The sequence below is a fragment of the Terrabacter sp. 2RAF25 genome (assembly GCF_052115265.1).
Classification (GTDB): domain Bacteria; phylum Actinomycetota; class Actinomycetes; order Actinomycetales; family Dermatophilaceae; genus Terrabacter.
The window spans coordinates 1-22291 of record NZ_JBFRGJ010000012.1 but is presented as its reverse complement, the minus strand read 5'-3'; the positions used below and the strand labels follow the sequence as shown (position 1 = coordinate 22291).

Annotated in this window: 20 protein-coding genes; 6 read left to right on the top strand and 14 right to left on the bottom strand. The window is 71.3% G+C overall.

The genetic code is table 11. The features are described from left to right. Together AB4091_RS20825 and AB4091_RS20820 are read right to left on the bottom strand one after the other, a co-directional pair. The gene (locus AB4091_RS20825) at positions 1–1017 is read right to left on the bottom strand and encodes a hypothetical protein (RefSeq protein ID WP_442294619.1); all 1017 of its coding nucleotides are present in this window, start codon (positions 1015–1017) and stop codon (positions 1–3) included. Between the two features lie 5 nt (positions 1018–1022). Beyond that, positions 1023–1892, bottom strand: a complete 870-nt coding sequence (locus AB4091_RS20820) for a glycosyltransferase family 2 protein (RefSeq protein ID WP_442294617.1) — start codon at positions 1890–1892, stop codon at positions 1023–1025. Positions 1893–2030: 138 nt separating this feature from the next. On the opposite strand from AB4091_RS20820, the gene AB4091_RS20815 reads away from it, so the two are divergent. Then, the gene (locus tag AB4091_RS20815; RefSeq protein ID WP_442294615.1) at positions 2031–3959 is read left to right on the top strand and encodes a hypothetical protein; all 1929 of its coding nucleotides are present in this window, start codon (positions 2031–2033) and stop codon (positions 3957–3959) included. Here the strand turns inward: AB4091_RS20815 and AB4091_RS20810 are convergent. The 4 genes from AB4091_RS20810 to AB4091_RS20795 are packed head-to-tail and all read right to left on the bottom strand — an operon-like array spanning position 3952 to position 6626. Then, positions 3952–4419 (bottom strand): hypothetical protein, encoded by a 468-nt coding sequence (locus tag AB4091_RS20810; RefSeq protein ID WP_442294613.1) that lies wholly within the window; start codon positions 4417–4419, stop codon positions 3952–3954. The two genes, AB4091_RS20815 and AB4091_RS20810, sit on opposite strands and share 8 nt — an antisense overlap. Beyond that, entirely contained in the window at positions 4419–5168 is a 750-nt protein-coding gene (locus tag AB4091_RS20805; protein ID WP_442294611.1) for an SDR family NAD(P)-dependent oxidoreductase, read from the bottom strand. Before AB4091_RS20805 ends, AB4091_RS20810 begins: the two co-directional genes overlap by 1 nt. After that, on the bottom strand, positions 5161–6378 hold the full coding sequence (locus AB4091_RS20800; protein WP_442294609.1) for an AMP-binding protein: 1218 nt from the start codon (positions 6376–6378) through the stop codon (positions 5161–5163). Before AB4091_RS20800 ends, AB4091_RS20805 begins: the two co-directional genes overlap by 8 nt. Next, the gene (locus AB4091_RS20795) at positions 6375–6626 is read right to left on the bottom strand and encodes an acyl carrier protein (protein ID WP_045192194.1); all 252 of its coding nucleotides are present in this window, start codon (positions 6624–6626) and stop codon (positions 6375–6377) included. The genes AB4091_RS20800 and AB4091_RS20795 overlap by 4 nt, the downstream gene beginning before the upstream one ends. 112 nt (positions 6627–6738) lie before the next feature. On the opposite strand from AB4091_RS20795, the gene pseH reads away from it, so the two are divergent. Together pseH and pseI are read left to right on the top strand one after the other, a co-directional pair. Continuing rightward, on the top strand, positions 6739–7230 hold the full coding sequence (pseH, locus tag AB4091_RS20790) for a UDP-4-amino-4,6-dideoxy-N-acetyl-beta-L-altrosamine N-acetyltransferase (RefSeq protein WP_442294607.1): 492 nt from the start codon (positions 6739–6741) through the stop codon (positions 7228–7230). Positions 7231–7236: 6 nt separating this feature from the next. Next, positions 7237–8313 carry a pseudaminic acid synthase gene (gene pseI / locus AB4091_RS20785; RefSeq protein WP_442294605.1) on the top strand — a complete coding sequence of 359 codons (1077 nt, stop codon included), beginning with the start codon at positions 7237–7239 and terminating at the stop codon, positions 8311–8313. A gap of 106 nt (positions 8314–8419) precedes the next feature. Here the strand turns inward: pseI and AB4091_RS20780 are convergent, their stop codons facing one another. The 3 genes from AB4091_RS20780 to pseB are packed head-to-tail and all read right to left on the bottom strand — an operon-like array spanning position 8420 to position 11688. After that, positions 8420–9565, bottom strand: coding sequence for a hypothetical protein (locus AB4091_RS20780; RefSeq protein ID WP_442294603.1), 1146 nt, complete (start codon positions 9563–9565; stop codon positions 8420–8422). A 4-nt stretch (positions 9566–9569) separates the two neighbouring features. Beyond that, positions 9570–10697 (bottom strand): UDP-4-amino-4,6-dideoxy-N-acetyl-beta-L-altrosamine transaminase, encoded by a 1128-nt coding sequence (pseC, locus tag AB4091_RS20775; RefSeq protein WP_442294601.1) that lies wholly within the window; start codon positions 10695–10697, stop codon positions 9570–9572. A gap of 1 nt (position 10698) precedes the next feature. Continuing rightward, positions 10699–11688 (bottom strand): UDP-N-acetylglucosamine 4,6-dehydratase (inverting), encoded by a 990-nt coding sequence (pseB, locus tag AB4091_RS20770; RefSeq protein ID WP_442294599.1) that lies wholly within the window; start codon positions 11686–11688, stop codon positions 10699–10701. Between the two features lie 186 nt (positions 11689–11874). On the opposite strand from pseB, the gene AB4091_RS20765 reads away from it, so the two are divergent. The 3 genes from AB4091_RS20765 to AB4091_RS20755 are packed head-to-tail and all read left to right on the top strand — an operon-like array spanning position 11875 to position 16614. After that, entirely contained in the window at positions 11875–12921 is a 1047-nt protein-coding gene (locus tag AB4091_RS20765; protein WP_442294597.1) for a PseG/SpsG family protein, read from the top strand. Positions 12922–12928: 7 nt separating this feature from the next. Beyond that, on the top strand, positions 12929–15184 hold the full coding sequence (locus tag AB4091_RS20760) for a hypothetical protein (RefSeq protein ID WP_442294595.1): 2256 nt from the start codon (positions 12929–12931) through the stop codon (positions 15182–15184). 23 nt (positions 15185–15207) lie between these two features. After that, on the top strand, positions 15208–16614 hold the full coding sequence (locus AB4091_RS20755; protein WP_442294593.1) for a cytidylyltransferase domain-containing protein: 1407 nt from the start codon (positions 15208–15210) through the stop codon (positions 16612–16614). Here the strand turns inward: AB4091_RS20755 and AB4091_RS20750 are convergent, their stop codons facing one another. From AB4091_RS20750 to AB4091_RS20730, 5 genes are all read right to left on the bottom strand, one after another. Next, complete coding sequence (locus AB4091_RS20750; protein WP_442294591.1) at positions 16615–17391, bottom strand: ABC transporter ATP-binding protein; 777 nt, start codon at positions 17389–17391, stop codon at positions 16615–16617. It abuts the gene before it with no gap. A 1-nt stretch (position 17392) separates the two neighbouring features. Then, the gene (locus AB4091_RS20745) at positions 17393–18187 is read right to left on the bottom strand and encodes an ABC transporter permease (protein ID WP_442294589.1); all 795 of its coding nucleotides are present in this window, start codon (positions 18185–18187) and stop codon (positions 17393–17395) included. Beyond that, positions 18187–19173 (bottom strand): glycosyltransferase family 2 protein, encoded by a 987-nt coding sequence (locus tag AB4091_RS20740; RefSeq protein ID WP_442294587.1) that lies wholly within the window; start codon positions 19171–19173, stop codon positions 18187–18189. The genes AB4091_RS20745 and AB4091_RS20740 overlap by 1 nt, the downstream gene beginning before the upstream one ends. A 190-nt stretch (positions 19174–19363) precedes the next feature. Beyond that, positions 19364–20527, bottom strand: a complete 1164-nt coding sequence (locus AB4091_RS20735; RefSeq protein WP_442294585.1) for an acyl-CoA dehydrogenase family protein — start codon at positions 20525–20527, stop codon at positions 19364–19366. Between the two features lie 85 nt (positions 20528–20612). After that, positions 20613–22115 (bottom strand): HNH endonuclease signature motif containing protein, encoded by a 1503-nt coding sequence (locus tag AB4091_RS20730; protein ID WP_442294583.1) that lies wholly within the window; start codon positions 22113–22115, stop codon positions 20613–20615. Positions 22116–22291 lie beyond the last annotated feature (176 nt).

The following is a 22291-nucleotide window of genomic DNA, read 5'->3' as shown; positions in this document are numbered from 1 at the left end:
TCAGCCTCGGGAAAGCAGCGCCACAACCTTTTCCGAAAGAGTCTGCACCGGAACCGGCTCGGGCAGAAAGGTGTCGAGAAGCGTGCGCTGGCGATGCGTCAGCGCCGTCTCGAGAGGAATGAGCTCGGGCGCCGTCACCCGCAGCCCCGGGGTGCCGTGCACCGCCGAGAGGTTGAGCAGGGCGGTGCTGTTGGAGCCGATGACCACGCGAGAGCCCACGACTTCGCGCGCGAGCTCAGCGGGGGCGACGCCGGGGACGACCTCGAAGCCGCCATAGCGTGCGAGGTCCTCGCTGGGGTGTGGCCGGAGCACCAGCCCGATGCCGGCGGCGGCACACTGCTCGCGCACCGCCTCGAGGTGGTCGAGGTAGCTCGCCTCCGACATCACCCCGAGGTCGGGCCAGGGCTGCGTCAGGTAGACGGCCCGCGCCCTCGACGGGGCGGTGCCCGAGAGCCGGCGGCGGAACTCGGCGGCCACGACCTCGCGCACGACCCACCGCGAGCCCTGTGGCTCGTAGAGCGACCAATGCAGGTCGGTGAGCACCGTGCCCGCCGCGCTGACCACACCGGCCCGCACCAGCGTGCGCAGGGCACCACCGCCTTGACGGAGGTACGCGTCACGCCGGCTGCGCAGGTTGCCGAAGGACCCGATGCCCTCGTCGACCACGACGACGCGCGGCCGCCGGCCGCGGCCGGCCAGGACCAGGCGGGTCCACGCGCGGGTGCCGGGCAGCCCGATGGACAGCAGCGTGAGGTCGACCTGTCGCGGCACCCGCCAGTGGTCCTCGCGCACGACGGTCTCCACCCGCAGCCGAGGGTCGTCCGGGAGGTACGCGCGAACCTCCGGCTCCCCCACCCGGGCGTGGCCGAAGCCGGCGCCGACATCGAGGACGACCACCTCCACCACGCCGTCGACCTGCTCCACGTGGTGACGCAGCCAGGAGGCGGCATACACGAGGTGGGTGACGCTGCGGACGCCGGTGAGGACGACCCGCGACGCGGGCGCGAGATCGGTCATGACCCTCAGACGATCGGCGGCCGGCCGGCGCGCGAGAGCTTCGCCACGGTCGACCACGTCATCGGCCGGCGGGCGCCGGCGTCCTCGCGAACGCCCTCGCGCAGCCCTCGGAACCACACGCCGAGCTTCTGGCGGTCACGCACCCGGGCCACCGTGATCGCCGACCAGACGGCGACGTAGAGCTCGGCCACGGGATGCGGGAGGTTGCGCTTGGCCACCCAGACGCGGTTGCGGGCGTTCATCCGGTAGTACACGGCGTGGCGCGTCGGCTGTGTCGCGGGATGGTTGACCACGACGTCGGGGCGGTAGCGCAGGCGCCAGCCGGCGTCGAGCAGGCGGTAGGCGAGGTCGATGCCCTCGTGGCCGTACCAGAAGTGCCCCGGCCAGCCGCCGACCTCCTCGAAGGCCGAGCGACGGATCGTGCACACGCCCTCCCAGAAGACGACGACGTCGCCGCTGGCTCCTCCGCCGCCCGTCTTGAGGTGCGGCACCCAGCGGCGGGGCGTGGGCAGCCCGGTCGGGTCGGCGCCCCGCGGCTGCACGACGGCGATCCGGTCGTCGACGGCATACTCGGCCGCGAGGCGGGCCAGCACGTCAGTGGTCGGCAAGAAGGCGTCGTCGTCGTAGAAGAAGAGGATGTCGCCGCGGGCCTCACGGGCACCGATGTTGCGTCCCTCGGGGATGCCGACGTTCTCCTCGAGGTGCACCGTGCGCACGGCCTCGGGGACACCCTCGGGGCGCCAGCCGTTGCCGACCAGCACGACGTCGAGCTCCACGCCCTGCTGCGCCAGCAGCGTGTCGAGCGCCTTCTCCAGCTCGCCCGGGCGGTTGCCCATCGACAGGACCACGGCGGCCACCTTGGTCAGCGCGGGCATCGATGCTCCTTGCAGGCGTCAGGCACCTCAGGGGTGCGGGAGTCGGGGGCGCGCCCGCTCCCGGACGGCATCGCTATTGTAGTCGGGTCATCCGGACGGCCCCGCGGCCGCCGGAGACCCACCACGAGAGGACCATGTGTGACCGCCCACCTGAGCGAAAAAGACATCCAGCGCGACGCCATCTCGGGGGCCCGGATCCTCGTCGGCGACATGCTGATGTGGTCCGACCTCGACTCGCTCGACGTCCCGCTCGCGGCCCGCGAGGTCGTCCGCGCCGCCATCGCGTCCCAGCGCCCTCGCCGCGTGCTGTTGGCCGGCCCGCGTGCCGGCCTGCTCGTCGACGCCGTCCCGACCGACGTGCCCGTCGACCTGCTCGTGCGCGCCCTCCCCGACGCCCGCGTCCTCGGTGACCGCGCCGGGCTGCACAAGTCGGCCGACCTCTACTGCGGCGGCCTCGACGTGTTCGAGCCCGCACACACCTACGACCTCGTCGTCGCGCTCGGCGGCCCCGAGCGGCTGCTCGGCCCCGACTCCGAGGGGCTCACCGACGCCCAGGCCGTGGCCCGTCTCTCGGCGCTGCTCGACGACGGCGGCCGCCTCGTGGTCGACCTCGCCAACGAGCTCGGCTTCACCGACCTCGTCTCGGCCGTGCCCGACGAGACCCTCGAGTCGGACGCGGGGTGGCACATCGGGGCGCAGGGCTTCGCCACGCGCCACCTCTTCGCCCGCGAGCGCGCCGCGATCCTCGAGGGCGAGGGCCTCCGGGTCGAGGCGACCTTCGCCGCGATGCCCTCGGTCGACCAGCACCGGGTCCTCGTGCACGATGCCGCCCTGGGCGACGGCGCGCTGCGCGACCAGGTCGGCTTCCACGCCGGCAAGGCCATGGACGAGCACTTCGCGACGACGCCGATGCTGCGCGAGCCCCGCAACGTGGTGGAACGCGCCGTGGAGGCCGGGATGCTCGACGAGCTGGCCCCCGGCTGGCTCGTCGTCGCGACCAAGGGCACGTCTGCGGACGAGGCCGGTGGGGTCGCGAAGGGCAGCGCCGAGAGCGGTGCGAAGAGCACGGCCAAGGGCGCCGCCCCGGCCGCGCCGGCCTACCCGGCGCTCGTCGTCGCCGAGGCCGACGCCGCGAGCCCGTGGAGCACCGTGGCCGTCATCGCCCCCGACGCCTCGCAGTCGGTGTCGTGGGCCGGCTCGCGCACCGACGCCGAGACGAGCGAGGGCACCGTGTCGCGCAGCCTGGCGCCCCTCGCTCCGGGCCGCTCGTTCGAGCTCGACCTCCGTCGTGCCTGCGCGACGCGACGCCACGCCGCCATCCGGTCGCGCGTGCGCCAGTACGCCGCGTGGCTCGCCGACGGCAAGGTGTGGACCACTCAGTCCGCTGAGCAGCGCTTCTTCGCGACGCCGGCCAACACCCTCGTCGACGGCGATCGGCTGCGCCTGGCCGACCCGTCGTGGCGACGCACCGGCGTCGTGTCCGCCGACGACGCCCTCGTTCGGGGCCTGCGTGACTTCGCGCGTCGACTGCTCGCCTCCGGCTCGGCGCACCCGTGGCGCGTCACCGTCACCCCCGACGAGCTCACCATCACGCTCGCCTCGATGGCCGGCCTGACGGTCACCGAGCCGATGATCGCCCGGGTGGCTCGCATCGAGGCCGAGGTCGCCTCCACCGTCGCAGGTCGCCCCGAGGAGAAGGGCGAGATGCTCGAGCACAACCTCGAGCTGGGACAGTTCGCCCGCGACCTGCCCGCTCCGGACGAGATCGGCTTCCGTGAGCTGCTGACGCACCACCGCGTCATCTCCCGTGAGCTGCGCGAGAAGCAGGGCCAGGTCAAGTGGCTGGAGGGCACCCTTCGCCACCGAGACCGCTACATCCGCACTCTCGAGCGGGTCATCGAGCGCTACGAGGACACGTTGACCTACCGCGCTGTCGAGGCCATGCGGGCACCGCGGCGCATCGCCACCGAGAAGGCCGTGGCGGCCGCCAAGTCGACGGCCCAGGACGCCCTGCCGCCCGGCGCGCTGAGCAAGGCACGCCAGCTGGCCGCTCGAGTGCTCAAGTAGCGCGGGACCGGTCGACGACGGTGGCCCACGAGAGTCCGTGGGCCACCACCACGTCGTCGACCCGGCGCACGAGCCAGTGCACCTCGACCCCACCCCGGCTCACCGGGCTCGCGGTCACCGGCGCCCGGTGGACGAGCATGACCATCGGCTCGTCCGCGAGCTTGGCGAGCACCTCGGTCGCGCACCACAGCGCCCAGAACCGGTCCGTGCCCCCCTCGAGGGCCTCGGACCAGCGCGCCCGCAGGCGCGGCGGAACCGGCTGCGTCGCGAGCTCGGCGTCGACGGCGTGGGCCTGCGCGGGCTCGTCGGTGGACGGCCGCGCAGGCAGCACCCAGCAGACCACCCGCCCGTCTGCGAGGTAGGAGTGGGCTCCTGCGACACACCGGTGGTCGGTGCGCTCCTCGATGACGAGCGGGTGGTCACGGACGGCCCTGGCGAGCCGGTCCGCGCGGGTGTCCATCAGATGCTGTTGCCGCCGTCGACGGTGATGACCTGACCGTTGATGTTGGTGTCCTGGAAGAGCAGCGTGTGCACGACCGGCACGATGTTGTCAGGCTCGACGAGACGCCCCGAAGGGGTGCGGCGGGTGATCGTGTCGAGCTGCGTCTGGCCGAGCACCGAGCTCATCTCGGAGGCGAAGAAGCCCGGGGCGACGCTGTTGACCAGGGCGCGCCCGTGCATCTCGCGCGCGAGGGTGCGCATGGCGCTGTCGAGCCCGCCCTTGGTGGCGGAGTAGGCGACGAGCCCGGAGTAGCCGCGCTGCGCGCAGACCGAGGTCACCATGACGATGCGGCCACGATTGCCCTTGGCCATGATCCGGCGCAGCACCGCACGGGCCAGCAGCAGCGGAGCGGTGAGGTTCGTCTCGATGATCTTGGCGATCTGCTCGGGCGAGGTGTGCACGTGGAGGCTGTCCTGGCCCATCGCGGCGTTGTTCACGAGCGCGTCGATGGGGCCGAGACGGCTCTCGGCGTCCTTGAGGAAGGCGTTGATGGCCTTGACGTCGGTGACGTCCACCGAGGCGGCGACGACGCGGTCGGGGTGAGCGGCGGCGACAGCCTCGAGCTCAGGGGTGACCGTGCGGGCGAACGCCGCGACCTTGGCTCCCTGCGCGAGGACGTCCTCGACGATGGCCAGGCCGAGACCGCGGGAGCCGCCCGAGACGACGACCACCGTTGCGGGGCCGATGGGTTCGGTCTTGTCAGACATCGCTCTTCAGGGTCTCCTTGATCGGGATCTGGTCCAGGAACCGCACCCGCCGGGGCACGGAGTAGTCGGGAAGGCGCGCGGCGCACCAGGCGGTGAGCTCGGCGTCGGTGACCTCGCCCGACAGCACGACCTCGGCCGTCACGATGCTGCCGACGATCGGGGCCTTGCGGCCGCGGACGGAGGCCCACGCCACCGCCGGGTGGGCCTGCAGGACGTCGCGCACCGCGGAGGCGGACGCCTTGGCGCCGCCGACGTTGATCTCGTCGGACGCGATGCGACCGGTGATGAGGACACGGCCGTCGACCACCTCGACCCGGTCGCCGGTGCGCAGCACCTTGTCGATGCCCTCGCCGCGCTTGGGTGAAGCGATGAGCAGCTCGCCGTCGTCGACGGTGAGGGTGGCCCGGCCGTCCATCTCGCGGCCCAGCCACTGCTCGGGGAACCCGGCTCGCCCGTCGTGGACGGCGATGGTCGCGCCGGCCTCGCTGGAGGCATAGATCCACGAGACCCGTGCCTTCGGGAACATCTCGGTGAGGCGGGTGAGGATGGCCTGGTCGACCGGCTCACCGCCGAGGGTCACCTGCTCGAGCGGCAGGGCGGCGACGCTGTCGGGGTCGCGGTAGAGCGCCTGGCGCCAGAAGGTGGGCGTGCCCGAGGCTGCGGTCACGCCGACCTCCAGCGCCCGCGCCGGCCAGGTGTCGAGCTCGTCGGGCTCGATGAAGAGGACGTCCTGCCCCGGGTGGGCGATGCTCAGCGTGACCACCTGCCACCACGCGTACGCGCCGTGGGCGTACGGGCACAGCCAGGTGCGTCGCGGCTGGTCGCCGGCGACGGTCGTGAGGGACGCGAGGGTGTGGGCGACCTGCTTGGGACGTCCGGTGCTGCCGCTCGTCAGCAGCCAGACACGGCCGGCGGTCGCGTCGCGCTCGGTCGTGGCAGGAGCGACATCGGCGCCGTCGACGAGGGACAGTCCGGCGCCGCGCAGGTCGTCGGCGAGGTCGGGTGTGACGCGGGTGCGCGAGGCCACCAGCACCTCGGTGCCACCGGTCGCGGCTGCCCACACCGCGCGGGCGGCGTCGTGGTTGTCACGGACGAGCACGGCCGCGGCGTCAGGAAGCTGCAGGCTCTCGAGCTCGTCCCAGCGGCCGTCGAAGCCGCGGGTGATGATCCGGTTGGCGGCGCCGGCGAGACCGCCAGCTCCCGCGCTCACGCGGCCTGGAGCTGCTCGAGGAAGTCGAGCACGTCGGAGATCGTGGCGATCTGGCGCAGCTCGGGAGCGTCGAAGTTCAGCTCGTCGCCGATCTCGTCCTCGACCCGGAGGGCCAGCTCGGAGAAGTCGAGCGAGCGGAAGCCGATCTCCTCGAGGTTCGCCGAGTCGTCTGCGGGCATCGACTTGCCCTGGGCCTGAAGGACCTCGGCCATCATCGTCCGGATCGCGTCACGGCTCAGTGCGCTCATGCTTGTATTCCGCCTTGGGCTGGGGGTTGGGGCGTCCGGTAGTCTAACAACGAATCCCCCACCGACCGCCGCGGCCCCATGGAGCCCGCGGCGTCCTCATGAGGAGGGCCAGATGCTCCGCCCCGCAACCGATGCCGACAGCGAGAACGTGCTCCGGTGGCGCAACCACCCGGAGGTCCGCGCCGTATCGCTGACCCAGCACGAGATCACCGACGAGGAGCACGCCGCGTTCTGGGCGGCCACGCGTGACAACGACGCCCGCGAGATCTGGATCTACGAACGCCACGACGTGCCGTCAGGTGTCGTCACCTACTTCGACATCGACCGCGACGCCGGCAGCGCGTGGTGGGGCTACTACCTCGACAACGACGGTCTCAAGGAGCGCGGCGAGCTGCTGCCCGCCTGGATCGAGATCCAGCGCCAGGCCAAACGGCTCGCGTTCGACGAGCTGGGCCTCTCGACCCTCGAGGGCGAGGTCCTCGAGGCCAACGAGGCCGTGCGCCGGTTCAACCGCCGAAATGGTTTCGAGGAGATCGAGCGTTACACCCAAGACATCGACGGCACCCCGACACCCGTCCTGCGGGTTCGAGCCACGAAGGACTGAACGACAATGAGCACCCCGGTCGAAACCCCTGCAACGACATCCCTGGACATCGGCGGCATCACCGTCGGCCCCGACGCACCGCCGTTCATCATCGCCGAGATGTCGGGCAACCACGACGGCAGCCTCGACAAGGCCCTCGAGATCGTGCGGATGGCCGCCAAGGCCGGCGCCCACGCGATCAAGCTCCAGACCTACACGGCCGACACGATCACCATCGACGTCGACAAGCCTGAGTTCCGCCTGTCCGAGGGGCACGAACTGTGGGGCTCGCGCCGCCTCTACGAGCTCTACGAGGAGGCACACACCCCGTGGGAGTGGCACCAGCCGATCTTCGACCTGGCCCGCGAGCTCGGCATCCTCGCCTTCTCGAGCCCCTTCGACCCCACGGCGGTCGAGTTCCTCGAGGGCCTCGAGGTCCCCGCCTACAAGATCGCCTCGTCCGAGATCGTCGACCTGCCGCTCATCCGGCTCGCCGCGCAGACCGGCAAGCCGCTCATCATCTCCACGGGCATGGCGTCCGTCGGCGAGATCGCGGCAGCCGTCGACGCCGCCCACTCCACCGGCAACCGGCAGGTCATGCTCCTCTCCTGCACGGTCAGCTACCCGGCTGACCCCGCCTCGTCCAACCTGCGCGGCATCCCGGTCATGCGCGAGGCGTTCGGCGTGCCCGTGGGCCTCTCCGACCACACCATGGGCATCGGCGCCGCCGTCGCCTCGGTCGCGTTCGGCTCGGTTCTCGTCGAGAAGCACGTGACGATGTCGCGCGAGGAGGGCGGGGTCGACTCCGCCTTCTCGCTCGAGCCCGACGAGCTCGCCGCCCTCGTGCGCGAGACCAAGGTCGCCTGGCAGGCGCTGGGCGAGCCGCGCATCGGCGCGCGCGAGGCGGAGCGCGAGGGCCTGCGCTTCCGCCGCTCGCTCTTCGTCGTCGAGGACGTCAAGGCCGGCGACCCCGTGACGGCGGCCAACGTCCGCTCGATCCGTCCCGCGAACGGCCTTGCGCCGGATGCGTTCTCGCTCGTCGAGTCCAAGCGGTTCACACGCGACGTCGAGCGCGGCACCCCCATGTCGTGGGATCTCGTCTGACGCGTCCAACCGGGTCCGGCCCGCCGGCCCACCACGACGAACAGCACGACGAAGGGCCCCGACCGCAGTGCGGTCGGGGCCCTTCGTCATCCGTGTCCGAGGCGCGTCAGCCCTGGTCGTCCAGGGCTGGGTCCTGGGCCGCGTCCGAGACCGGCACGGCGGGACGAGCCGGCTCCTTCTCCGTGCCACCGGTCGACGGGTCCGGCTTCGCAGTCGCCTTCGCCGACCCGGTCGCCTCGTGGTCGTGGTCGTGCTCGTCGTCGGCGGCATCGACGGTGGCGTCCATCGAGACGAGCTGGTCCGAGGGGTCACCGTCGCCCGGGGCGCGGTGGCTCTCGGAGCGGTGCCGGCGCCGTCGCCGGCGGTCGAAGGCCGACGGCTCCTCGTCGAGCGGGGGCGCGGGCGGCGGTGTGCCCGGCGCGGAGATCTCGGGCGCCCAGCCGAAGGCGTCGATGACCTCGGCCGGCGAGAGCATCTCGTCGGCGCCGAGCTCGCGGTTCGCAACCTGCGCCGCGTAGTCCATCGGCACCGAGAACTGGTGCATCTCCGGCCAGATGCGGCGTGGCTTGTTCACGCCGCCGAGCACCGCGTGGTCGGACTCCAGGGCCATCGGGTCGCCGTAGATGCCGACCTCGACGCCGGCCGAGGCGGCATACAGGATGGCGCTGCTCATCCGGTTGCTGACGACGCGCTTGTGCTGGCGCATCTCGTGCAGCTGGCGGTAGAGGAAGGCGACGTCGGTGTCCTGCCAGAGGTAGCCGCGCTGGCCGTGGGTGACGACGCGTACGCCGGCCTCCTCGTACTCGCGCCGCACCTTCGGGTTGTCGTACTCGTTCCAGTGGAGGCAGACCGTGATGGGGACGTCGCCCTCGGCCTCCTTCACCTCGTCGATGTAGGCCGTGTGGCTACCGAGGACCTGTTGGCCCTCCCACCCGTGGAACGGGTAGACGATCGTGCCGGTGCGGGGCTCGGTCGTGGCGAGCCACTCCTTCTGCCGCTCGAGCTCGAGCAGGTAGAGCCACGGGGCGGCGACGACCATGTAGTTGCGCAGACCCGCGGCCCAGCCGCGCCGGGCGCAGGCCTCGGACCAGACGAACTTGGGGTACTGCGGGGTGAAGACCGTGCCCACGGCGAAGCCGTCGTGCATGTTCCAGCCGTGCTGGAGGTAGCCCCAGATGCGCGGCGGGTGCTCGAGGCCGACGTAGCGGGCCATGATGTGGGCATGCCCGTAGAAGTGGTTGGCGTGGTGCATGGGCTCAGCTCCCGACGGCGGCGCGGACGGCGTCGATGACCTTGTCGACCTGGGCGTCGGTCAGCTCGGCGTGCATCGGCAGCGAGAGCTCCTCGGCGTAGAACTGCTCGGCGTTCGGGCACATCCCGCGCTTGAAGCCGAGGTCCTCGAACATCGGGTGCCAGTACACCGGGATGTAGTTGACTTGCACGCCCACGCCGTCGGCGCGCATCGCGTCGAACACCTCGCGGCGACGGCCCCCGAGGACTCGCAGCGGGTAGAGGTGCCAGATCGGGTCGACGTGCTCACGCTGCGTGGGCAGCCGGATGCCGTCGACGCCGGCCAGGCCCTCCTGGTAGCGCGCGAAGATCGCGGCGCGACGCTCCTTGAAGGCGCTCAGCCGCCGCAGCTGGCTGATGCCGAGTGCCGCGAGGACGTCGGGCAGGCGGTAGTTGAGGCCCCACTCGTGGACCTCCTGGTGCCACGGGCCCTCGTCGGGATAGCGCATCCGGGCCTGGTCGCGCACGAGCCCGATGAAGTGGAACTCGTGCGCGCGGCGACCGAGCTCCGCGTCGAGCGTCGCGACAGCGCCACCCTCGGCGGTCGTCATGTTCTTGGTGGGGAAGAACGAGAACGTCGTCAGGTCGGCGAGCGAGCCCACCGGGCGGCCCTTGTAGGTCGAGCCGATCGAGTGAGCGGCGTCCTCGACGACGAGCGCCCCGACCCGCCGCGCGGTCTCGGTGATCGCGTCGATCTCGATGGGGTGACCGGCGTAGTCGACGCCTGCGATGACCTTCGTGTCGTCGGTGACGGCGGCGTCGAGGGCCACGGGGTCGATGTTGGCCGTGTCGTCCTCGATGTCGACGAAGCGGATCTTCGCTCCGAGGGCGACCGCGCACGAGGCCGTCGCGACGAAGGTCATCGGGGTGGTGACGACCTCGTCGCCGGGACCGACGCCGGCAGCGGCATACGCGATGTGCAGGGCGGCGGTGCCGCTCGTCGCGCTGACGCAGCGGGTGGCCCCGGACAGCGCCGCCAGCTGCTCCTCGAACGCCGTCACGGTCGGGCCGGTGGTGAGCCAGTCACCCCTCAGCACCTGGGCGACGGCTTCTATGTCGTCCTCGTTGACCGACTGGCGTCCGTAGGGGATCACCTCAGATACCCGCCTCGAGCATCTTGCGGATGTCGTCGGCACCGATCCAGATGTCGTTCTTGTCGGACGCGCAGTGGAAGCCCTCGGGAACGGGCACGCCGTCGGTGCGCGGCACGTAGCCCCACGTCGCCAGCTCGGGCTCGAGCACGTAGTACTTGCCGTCCATGATCATGATGGCGCGGCGGCCCTCCTCGGGGCTGATCATCTCCTCGTGGAGCTTCTCGCCGGGGCGCAGGCCGATGTCGTGCATCTTGGCGCCGGGGGCGATCGCCTGCGCGAGGTCGGTGACCAGGTGCGAGGGGATGTGCGGCACGACGAGCTCGCCACCCTGCATGAGCTCGAACGTGTCGAGGACCATCTGCACGGCCTCGGGCAGCGTGATGAGGAAGCGCGTGCAGCGCAGGTCGGTGATCGGCAGCGACTCCCCCGCCTCGTGCAGGGCACGGAACTTGGGGATGATCGAGCCGCGAGACCCGGTGACGTTGCCGTAGCGCACCACGGCGAAGCGGGACGGGTACTGCGCGGCGTAGTGGTTGCCGAGGATGAAGAGCTTGTCGGCGGTCAGCTTGGTGGCGCCGTAGAGGTTGATCGGCGAGCTCGCCTTGTCGGTCGAGAGCGCGACGACCTTCTTGACGCCGGCGTCGATGCACGCCTCGATGACGTTCTGGCTGCCGAGGACGTTGGTCTTGACGAACTCGTGCGGGTTGTACTCGCCGGTGTCGACCTGCTTCAGGGCGGCAGCGTGCACGACGTAGTCGGTGCCGTGCATGGCGCGACGCAGGCGGTCGAGGTCGCGGACGTCACCGATGAACCAGCGCAGGCGGGGGTCGTCGTTGAACAGCTGACGGACCTCCCACTGCTTCAGCTCGTCACGGCTGTAGATGATGACCCTCTTGGGGTTGTGGTTGTCGAGCACCTCACGGATGAATGCCTTGCCGAAGGACCCGGTCCCACCTGTGACGAGGATCGACGACCCTTCGAGAATGCTCACCCTTTGACCTCCTGGTCATGTTCTTGACAGACGTGCTGCGCGTGCCGCTCAGAGGGCACCACGCACTGAGACGCTCGACCAGCGCCGACGGCGAGATTAACACCTTCGAGGTGCCGCCCGCCCCTCCCCGAGGCCCGGGCGAGGGGCTCGCGGCGGTCCCGACGGCGCCTGCGGCAGACTGGGCGCATGCCTGTGCACATCGCCCTGCGCTGCGACGCCAGGCCCGAGACGGGCACCGGCCACGTCGTACGCTGCCTGGCCCTGGGCGACGAGCTGGCCTCCCGGGGCGTGCACGTCAGCCTCCTCGGCGAGGTGACGGGGGTGCCTTGGCTGACCGACCAGATCGAGCGCCGTGGCCTGGCCGTGGTCGCAGCCCCCGACGACCCCGAGGCGCTCGCCACCCTCGCGCGGGACGCCAGGGTCGACGCCGTCGTGCTCGACGGCTACCACCTCGACCCCGGGTGCGGCCGGGCCCTCCACGCAGCCGGCATCACCGTGCTCTCGGTTCTCGACGACACCTTCGGGGGTGGCCAGGAAGCCGACCTCTACCTCGACCAGAACTTCGGCGCCACGCCCGCGCCCGGGGTCGATCCGGAGCGGCAGCTCCTCGGCCTCGACTACTCCCTCTTCCGCGACGAGGTGTTGCGGCACCGCCCCACCACCCCACGGCGTGCGCCCGGCGCCACCCCCCGCGTGCTTGCCGTGTTCGGGGGGTCCGACCCGTATGCCGCTGCGCCCGTCATCGTCCCGCTGCTGCTGGCGTCCGGCCGAGCCATGCACGTCGTCGCGGTGGCCGCTCGACCTGAGATCGCGACCGCGCTCGAGGCGCTGCCGACGGTAACGGGGCAGCACGTCGAGGTCGTCGCCCCGACGCCCGACCTCGCCGCGCTCGCCGCCACGTGCGACGTCGCCGTGACGGCCGCTGGCAGCTCGGTGTGGGAGTTCCTCTGCCTGGGTCTGCCCTCGATGCTCGTCTGCGTCGTCGACAACCAGAGCCCCGGCTACGAAGCCGTGACCCAGCGCGGGCTGGCCGAGCCCTTCGGCCACCTCTCCCAGCTGCGCGGCGACGAGGCGATGCGATCGGCCGCCGTGGCCGTCGCTGACAGGCTGCTGTCGGACCCCGAGCGCCAGGCGTCGCTGGCCGCTGCCGGGATGTCGCTCGTCGACGGCAAGGGGCGTGCTCGCGTGGCCGACGCGCTTGAGTACTATCGCTCCCTACGCCCCGAGCGATGAGGCCCAAATGAAGAGCGATGAGGCCCGGATGAACCGTGAGCGACCCCCCGCAACAGACCTGCCTACCTTCGGACCCACGTTCGATGCGATGTGCGCGGCTGCGGCGATCCACTGGCGGACGACCCTCCCCGAGGCCCCCGCGAGTGCCCCTGTGCTCGTCGTCGACCTGCTGATGCAGGACCTGCGACTCGCCCTGCGCACGCTGACCCTGGCAAATAGCCTGCGGCGCGTCGAGGCCTCGCGGCTGGTCGTCCTCGTGGGGCCCAACCGCTACTGGGAATCGCGCATCTGGGACGGCTACGAGCGCGAGCGCTGGCTGCAGCTGGCGCAGGCCTACGGAGCGGACGACGTCATCGACGTCTCCGCGCTGACCGACAGGGTTGAGGCAGGCGACTGCGACGTCGAGCTGCTCAACTCGACGTTCGCGGTGGCGCCTCCCCGCGACGAGAGCGGGCGCCGCCGGCTGGACGTGATCAGCGACTCCACTGCGGTGCGCCTGCTGCGCATCCCCCGGATGAGCGACGCCGTCGCGGACGACGACGTGCCCGGCATCCGTCGCTCGGTCGCGGCGGAGGACCGTCTCTACCGGACGCTCTTCGAGTCGCTGCCGGTCCGCGCCTTCGTCACGAGCCACGTGGACTACGGCCAGTGGGGGCTCGCGGTCGAGGCGGCCACCGGCCGAGGCGTGCCGGTCCTGCACGCCCAGGCGACGGGGGGCCTCAAGGCGTACGCCCTCTTCGACGGCGCCGACGGGCGCGTGCTCGGGTTCAGACGCTCGCTGTCGCTGCAGATCGCGCAGCAGTTCGACGCCCAGGTGTGGCGCCACCGCGACGTGCTCGCCGCGAGCGCCGAGCGGACCGCCTGGCGCTCGAAGGCCAACCTCGGCCGACCGTCCTGGTGGCGCGGCGGCGGCGAGATCTCCCGCCTCGACCTGCGCAGCAGCGACGAGCGCGCCGTCCTGCGCTCCCATGCCCTGGGGCGTCTGGGGCTCGACCCCGGCAAGCCCGTCGTCACGGTCTTCAACCACGCCGTGTCCGACGCCGTGCAGGGCAACCACGAGGCGTTCGCCGACCTCGCCACGTGGTTCGAGAAGACGGCCGAGCACGCCGCCGGCGCCACGGACGCGAACTGGCTCTTCCTCGACCACCCGAGCCAGGTCAACTACGACCGCACCGAGCACTTCGAGCAGCTCGCCGAGCAGTACGCGCACCACCGTCACATCGTCTTCCGTCCCAGCCTGGCGCTGAGCCGCAACTCGCTGTGGAGCGTCACCGACCTGGCTGTCACGGTGCGGGGCAGCGTGAGCGCGGAGTTCCCGGCCTACGGCATCCCTGCCCTGCAGGCGGGCTGGTCGGAGTGGAGCCACCTGGGCTTCAGCAGGCGGGCTGACACCGAGGCCGAGTACTTCGACGAGCTCGCGTCGTGCGTGCGTGGACTCGCTGCGGGCGAGCCGCTGATGACGGAGGAGCAGTCGCGGCGGGCCCGGCTGTGGCTCTGGCTCTACCGCAGCGGCGCCGACGTCACCACGCCACTGGTGCCCCACTGGGAGAACGGTCAGGGCACCGCGCTGCACCAGCTGGTCGCGACGGCGATGAACCACGTCGAGGACGACGCCGATCCGGCCTACGTGGCGGTGCGGCGCCTCTGGGAGCGGAAGGACCCCGTCCTCACGAGGATGGATCTCGGGCTCGGGTCACGCGAGCTGGCCGACTCGCACGCCCTGTCGGCGCTCAGCCGATCGCTCGGCGACGCGGTCGGGCTCGCGACGGCCCACGAGGACCGGACGCCGCGCAGCGGCAGCCGAGTGGTGTCAGGACGAGCCTCCACCCTCCGCATGGTCGAGGGCTTCGTGCGCGGCGAGGCCATCATCGGTCGTGCCAGTCAGCCCGAGGCGGTCCTCGTCGTCGACACCGCTCCCCTGGGCTCCACCGGGAGCATCGAGGTCGAGCTGGCCCTGGACTCGCAGAGTGCGACGTGGTGGTCCGACCGGTCGACGGTGCCCGGTGGCGACGCGGCACACTCGAGCCGCCGGCTGCGCGTCGGTCTGGAAGGGTCCCCGGGCACGCAGGTCGACCTCGCACCTCCCGGCAGCGGCGGCCCGCCGTCGACCGCGACGGTGGTCGTGGACGTACCGGCCACCTCGCACGGTCTCCTCGCGATCTGTGTGCACAGCAGCTCCGACACGCCGTACGGCTACATCTCACAGGGGGTCATCGGGCTGCGCGTCAACTCGTTGACCTTCCACCCGGCCCCGGCTCTCTAGCCGACCCAGTCCAGGAGGAACCGATGCCGCGCACCCGCGTCGTCATCCAGTCGCGTCTCAACTCGTCCCGCCTGCCGGGCAAGGCCATGCTGACGATCGCGGGGATGCCCCTCATCGAGCTGGTGGCGCGGCGCGCGAGCCGCAGCGGCCACGAGGTCGTCGTGGCCACGAGCGAGGAGCAGTACGACGAGCGCATCGCGGGGCACCTGTCCGCGGTGGGCATCCCCGTCGTGCGGGGCTCGCTCGACGACGTGCTGGGCCGGTTCGCCCAGGCCACGGCCGACCTCTCAGCCGACGACCGCGTCGTGCGTCTGACCGGCGACAACCCGGTGGCCGACGCCGACCTCGTCGACGAGCTGCTCACCGCGCTCGACAACAGCGACCACACCTACGGGCGGGTCGACATCGACCAGGTGCCCGAGGGTCTCGGGGCCGAGGCCTTCAGCGTGGCCGCCCTGCGTGAGGCCGCCGAGGCGGCCACCGAAGCGTACGACCGTGAGCACGTGACCCCATGGCTGCGGCGTACGTTCGGTGAGCTCCTCTTCGTGCCGCAGGGGTGCCCGGGCGACATCCACGCCTACCGGGCCACCGTCGACACCCTCGGCGACTACGTACGCGTGTCGTCCCTGTTCGACGACGTGGCCGATCCGGTCGGGCGTCCCTGGCTCGCCTTCATGGAAGACCTCGCTGCTCGGGTCGACGCCGCGGGGGCCCGCATCCCGTCCACGTCCTCGGCCGCGGGCCGGGTCTCGCGGGTGGTCCTGTCCGCTCGCGCGTTCGACGACGGCGAGGCCGGTGGCGACAAGCCGGCCGAGCGCGCCGAGCGGCTTCGGGCCCTGATCGCCGACGCCATCGAGCGCGGCGTGACGCACGTCGACGTCGGCCGGGCCGACGGCCGCAGCGAGGAGCTGCTGCGCAGCTGCGCCGAGCCGGCGCTCGTCAAGCGCTTCGGCCTGATCTCGCGGCTCTGGGCACCCGCGCTAGAGGACGCCTCCGCCACGTCCGCCCACGACCTCGCGGTGGAGGCGTCGGCGGAGCGCAGCTTCGCCAACCTCGGACGCCGTGGCGTCGACGCCATGGTCTTCCCCGACTCGGTCACGGCTTCACGCGGCTGGGCCCGGGCGCAGCGCTACCGGAGCGACGGCGTGGCACGGTCGATCGGGCTCGTGGCCCGCTCGGAGGCCGACCTCGCGTGGGCCGTCGCCACCGAGGACGTCGGTTTCGTCGAGGTGCACACCCCGTCGAGCGCCGCCGCCGACCGGATGCTCACCGAGCTCGCGGCCCGAGGCGCGACTCTCGTCGCCGGCGAACAGGCGCACGCCGGCTCGCCCGCGGAGTCGCGGGGCCTGCCGTCATGGGCAACCGCGGTGCTGGTCACCGCCCTCGAGCCGGGCGCCTTCGACGACGCAGTGGCGGCCGTCAACCGCTGATCAGCCCGACGAGCTGTTGTACTGCTCGAGGATGTCGTCCATCGACCCGTCGGCGACGAGGCGGCCGGACTGCAGGTAGAGGCCGCGGGTGCAGAAGCGGCGCAGGTCGGGCTCGGAGTGTGACACGAGGAAGAGGGTGCGGCCCTCTCCCAGGAGGTCCTCCATGCGGCGGTAGCACTTCTCGCGGAAGTCCTTGTCGCCGACCGCGAGCACCTCGTCGACGAGCACGATCGGCTCGTCGAGGGTCGTGATCAGGGCGAAGCCGAGACGGACCTGCATGCCCGAGCTGAAGTGCCGGAACGGCATGTCGAGACCGGCCCGCACCTGCGGACCGGCGAAGTCGACGATCTCGTCGAAGCGCTCGGTGATCTCGGCCTTGCTCAGCCCGTGGAGTCCCGCAGTGAGCAGGACGTTCTCGCGAGCGGAGAGCTCGCCCAGGAAGCCACCGGTGAGCTCGATGAGCGGGGCGACGCCACCGTTCACCGCCACCGTGCCCTCGTCGGGCAGCAGCACGCCGGCGATGGTCTTGAGCAGGGTGCTCTTGCCGCCACCGTTGGACCCGACGAGACCCACGGCCTCGCCGGGGCCGACGCTGAACGACACGTCCTTGAGGGCCCAGAAGGTCTCCTTGGGGGCGGTGTTCTGACGGCGCAGCACCATCTCGCGCAGCGACAGCTTGCGGCGCCGCGAGCGGTAGAACTCGACGCCGAGCCCCTCGACCTTGATGACGTCGGCGGTGCGCCTGGCGTCCCAGACGCGATCGGCCACGGGTGCCACGTCAGATCTCCTTCAGGACGGCACGCTCCATGCGTGCGAACGTGACGGCACCCCAGGCGAGGAGCGCGAGCGACATGAGCGCGCCCACGACGAGCGGGGCGATCTGGAGCTTCTGGGGAAAGAAGCCGGCCCGGTAGAGCTCGAGGATGCCGCTCATCGGGTTGAACCACAGCGCCGTCTGCAGCCAGTCGGGCGCCTTGTCGAGCGTGTAGATGATCGGGGTGCCGTAGAAGAGCATGCGCAACGCGATGCGGACGACGCGGATCGTGTCGTCGGCGAGCACGGTGGCGGGGGCGAGCAGCAGCCCGATGCCGGTCTGCAGGATGAACTGCAGGGCCAGGCCCAGCGGGAAGAGCACGATCCGCCAGTTGAGGCTCGTCTCGCCCCTGATCAGGTAGGCGAGGACGAACGCGAAGAGCACCGGCAGCGACAGCAGGAACTCGATGCCCTTGGCGATGACGACGCGGATCACCCAGAGCTCGCGCGGCAGGTTGGTCGACCTGACGAGCTTCGCCTCGGAGACGAGCGCGCGGGCGGTCTCGTTGATCGACGCGTTGAACCACTGCCACGGCAGCAGTCCGACGAGCAGGAAGAGGAAGTACGGCTTGTGGCCGGCGTCGCCGCGCTGGAAGATCACCGCGAAGACCATGAAGTAGATCAAGGCCATCGCCAGCGGGTCGATGACGGTCCACAGGTAGCCGAGCCAGCTCCGTGCGTAACGCACGCGAAGGTCGCGCCGGACCAGCGTCAGCAGGATGCCCCGCTGGCTCCAGATCCGCGAAAAGCGCTCCGCCATCAGAACTCGTCTCCTTCGGGGACCAGCTGGTCCGGCCTGCTGGTGAGGAAGCCCCAGCCCCAGCTCATGTGCATCGTCGCGAGCACCCCAGGCACCCGCACCGCCACCTTCGCACCCTCGCCACGTCCGATGACCACTCCCCCGACACCGACCCCGGCCGCATACGCAGCCGGGATGGCCCACAGCGGCCGCCAGACCAGGCCGCCGACCACGCCGGCGGCCACGGCAACTAGTGCCGTGGGCGGCGCCAGGTAGCGGGCGTTGATGGAACCCTTGTGGCGGGTGGCCACGACCCGGCGCCAACGGCCGTAGTCGCGGTACTGCCGGCCGAGGGCGCGCAGGCTCGGACGCGGGCGGTACTCCACCGTGAGGGCGGGGTCGAACCACACGACGCCGCCCGCCTGGCGGATGCGGTAGTTGAGCTCCCAGTCCTGCGCGCGGGTGAAGCGCGGGTCGTAGCCGCCGGCCTTCGTCAGCCACTCACGCCGGAAGACGCCGAGGTAGACGGTGTCGGCCGGTCCGGCCTCACCACCGGTGTGGAAGCGCGCCCCGCCGACGCCGAGCGGGGACGTCATGGCGGTGGCCACGGCCTTCTCGAAATCGGTGACGCCGGTGGCGTGCATGACTCCGCCGACGTTGGCCGCGCCCGTCTCACCCAGCACGCGGACCGCGCGCTCGATGTAGCCGTCGCTGAGGAAGCCGTGTCCGTCCACGCGAACGATGACGTCGTGATCGGCAGCGGCCACGGCGAGGTTCAGTGCCTCGGGGGTGCGGCCGGAAGGATTCTCGACGACGGTGATCCGCGGATCGCGCTCGGCAAGTCGGCGGGCGACGCCGAGCGTGTCGTCGTGGCCGGGGCCGACGGCGAGCACGACCTGGATCTGCCCGGGGTAGTCCTGGGCGACGACCGCAGCGACAGCATCCTCCAGGTGCCTCTCCTCGTTGAGCAGCGGCATGATGACGCTGACCGGAGGTGTTGGGTCCACGCGTTCGGATCCTTCTCGTTCGGGTCGGGAGTTGGAGCAGGCGTTCGCGACCCGCACCGGGCCGGGCCAGCCTACCGCCCCGAGAACCTACCCCCGGCAAGGTCGGAGGTCGCTGGGAGCCGGGTGGGGGCCGGCCGTGAGGCGCACGCGGGATGCACCTTCACGGCGGCTGTTCCGATCCCTCGCTTCCTCACTTGAGAAGCTGGCGCGCCATCACGACGCGCTGGACCTGGTTGGTGCCCTCGTAGATCTGGGTGATCTTGGCGTCGCGCATCATCCGCTCGAGCGGGAAGTCGCGGGTGTAGCCGGCGCCACCGAGCAGCTGGACGGCGTCGGTCGTGATCTTCATGGCTGCGTCGGAGGCGTAGCACTTGGCAGCGGCGCCGAAGAACGAGAGGTCCTTGTCGCCGCGCTCGGACTTGGCTGCCGCCACGTAGACCATCTGGCGGGCGGCCTCGAGCTCCATCGCCATGTCGGCGAGCATGAACTGGATTCCCTGGAAGTCCGCGATGTGCTTGCCGAACTGCTTGCGCTCCTTGACGTAGGCCAGAGCCTGGTCGAGCGCGCCCTGGGCGATGCCGACCGCCTGCGCGCCGATGGTGACGCGCGTGTGGTCGAGGGTGCGCAACGCGATCTTCAAGCCGTCGCCGACCTGGCCGACGACCCGGTCACCAGGGATGCGGACGTTGTCGAAGTGCAGCTCGCGCGTCGGGCTGCCCTTGATGCCGAGCTTGCGCTCCTTCTCACCGAAGGTGAAGCCCTCGTCGGACTTCTCGACGACGAACGCCGTCACGTTGCCCCCGCGAGGACCGTCGGGGTCGGTGACGGCGAGGACCGTGTAGTACTCCGAGACACCGGCGTTCGTGATCCACGACTTCTGGCCGTTCAGCACCCAGCCGTCACCGTCCTGGCGGGCGCGGCACTTCATCGAGGCCGTGTCGGAGCCGGCCTCGCGCTCGGACAGTCCGTAGGAGAAGGTGGTCTCGCCCTTGGCCAGCGGCGGCAGGTAGCGCGCCTTGACGTCGTCGCTGCCGTCGAGGATGAGGGGTAGCGACCCGAGCTTGTTGACGGCCGGAATGAGTGAGGCGGACGCGTCGACGCGGGCGATCTCCTCGATGACGATGCACGTCGCTAGGGCGTCGGCGCCCATGCCGTCGTACTGCTCGGGCACGTGCGGTGCGAAGAAGTGGGAGGCGACGAGGGCGTCGTGCGCCTCCTGCGGGTAGCGCGCCTCCTCGTCGACGGCGGCGGCGTACGGGGCGATCTTGTCCTCGGCGATCGCACGGATCGCCTCGCGCAGGGCCTCGTGGTCCTCACTGGTGCGGAACAGGTCGAAGTCGGCATTCGTGCTCACGGCGAGATCCTACTCGCCAGTTCGGATTAGTAGGACGTCCTAGTGATCGACGCCACGGAGCTGCGCGGACGCGTCGGCGAGATGCTCAGAAGGGCGGCGGTTCGGGGTCAGGTGGCGGCCCGTTGTCGAGTGGCGGGTCGAGGCCTTCGCGCCAGTTCTTGGGGTAGGTCGTGTACGTCCGGCCGGTGAGGGTGGTCCACTCCAGGCCGTCGCCGGCGACTTGGGTGCTGGTCCAGATGCCGTCGGTCTTGACGTTGTGGTGGAGCCGGTGCTTGGCGAAGAGATTCCTCGCGGACGTCTCGCCCTGCGGCCAGGGCGTCTCGTGGTCGAGGTCGCACCGGGTGGCAGGGACCTGGCAGTCGGGGCCGCGGCAGGTGCCGTCGACGGCCTGGACGTGCTCGACCATCGCCTTGGTCGGTCGGTAGGCCTTGCCGGGTCTGGTGATCGCGCGCCCGTCGCGCAGGTCGACCGGCAGGGTCTGCCAGACCGAGCCGGGGCGGGTCATGATCTCGCGGGCGTGGGCGGCGGTGACCCAGCCGTGCCCGGGCAGCTCGCACGCCGCGTCGCTCTGGCCGGTGGCGACCTCGAACGGCACGACCAGCCACACCCGCGCCGCGGCATCTCCCGTGGACTCGCCAGGGACCGCCTTGTCGCTCGTGGGGTGGAGCAGGGCTTCGGTGGCCAGGTCGCAGCGCAGCTGGTCGAGGGTCCGCGGGTCCCCGCCGCCTCGGGCGGCGCGAGCCTGCGTGTCGAGACGGTCCAGGATCGCCGCGACCGTGCCCGCGTCGGCCGTGAGGGTCAGGCAGCCCATCCCGTCACCGACCATCCGCCCGAACACGCCACGCCGCGACCGCGCCTGCGCCCGCCGCTCGTTCGCACCCCGCGCGTCGACCGAGGCGACCGCCCGCGTCAGCCGGGCCGTGAACGTCCGCTGCCCCACCGGGCGCCCGTCCCGCGACGGCGCCAGCACCGCCTCCTCCACAGCCGCGACATCCGCATCCGAGAGCCGCACCGTCTCGGACGCGACCTGCACCGCCCGGTACAACGACGTGCCTCCGGCCCGCAACGCGGCCAGGACCCGCCGGTGCCGCCGCGGGGCCGTCGCCAACGTCAACCGACGACCGACCTCGCCGGCACCCACCCCGGTCGCCAGCGCGATCTCCTCCGCGACGACCCGCTCGGGCGAGACCAACGCCGCCATCCGCACGGCACTGCCACCCCGGGGCAGCGCGGCGACCTGCAGGGCCTGGATCGAGTGCAACACCCCGTACGCAGCCAGCAGGTCCGTCTCGACCCGCGCCTTCGCCACCTCGAGCGCCTCGATCTCGCCCATGACCCGCTCGCTCGCCCGCAACAGCCCCTCGGTCTTCGCGACAGAGCGAGACCGCTCGTCCTGCTCACACCGGTGAGCGGTGCCAGCCGGGGCGTACTCCACCTCACCCGCGAAGCGACCCAGCCGCACCGAAAAGACCGGCCTCAGCGGCGCACCCAACGCCTCCGGCCCTCGCGCCCAGGTCACGTCGATCACCCGCGGCGAACCGCCACCGAGCAGGCCGAAGGAGGCTCGTGACGACGCGACGTACGGCATACGACCCCTCCTCTCGACCTGACAACGACCACCTCCAGTAGAACACGTGTTCTGCATATCTGCTTAGGTGAAGTACGATTTGTGGATGACGGCGAATCCGGTTCGGGGAGTGGATTACCCGTCCACGTACCAGCAGCTGCTGGAGTGGTTCCCGGACAACCAGTCCTGCCTGGAGT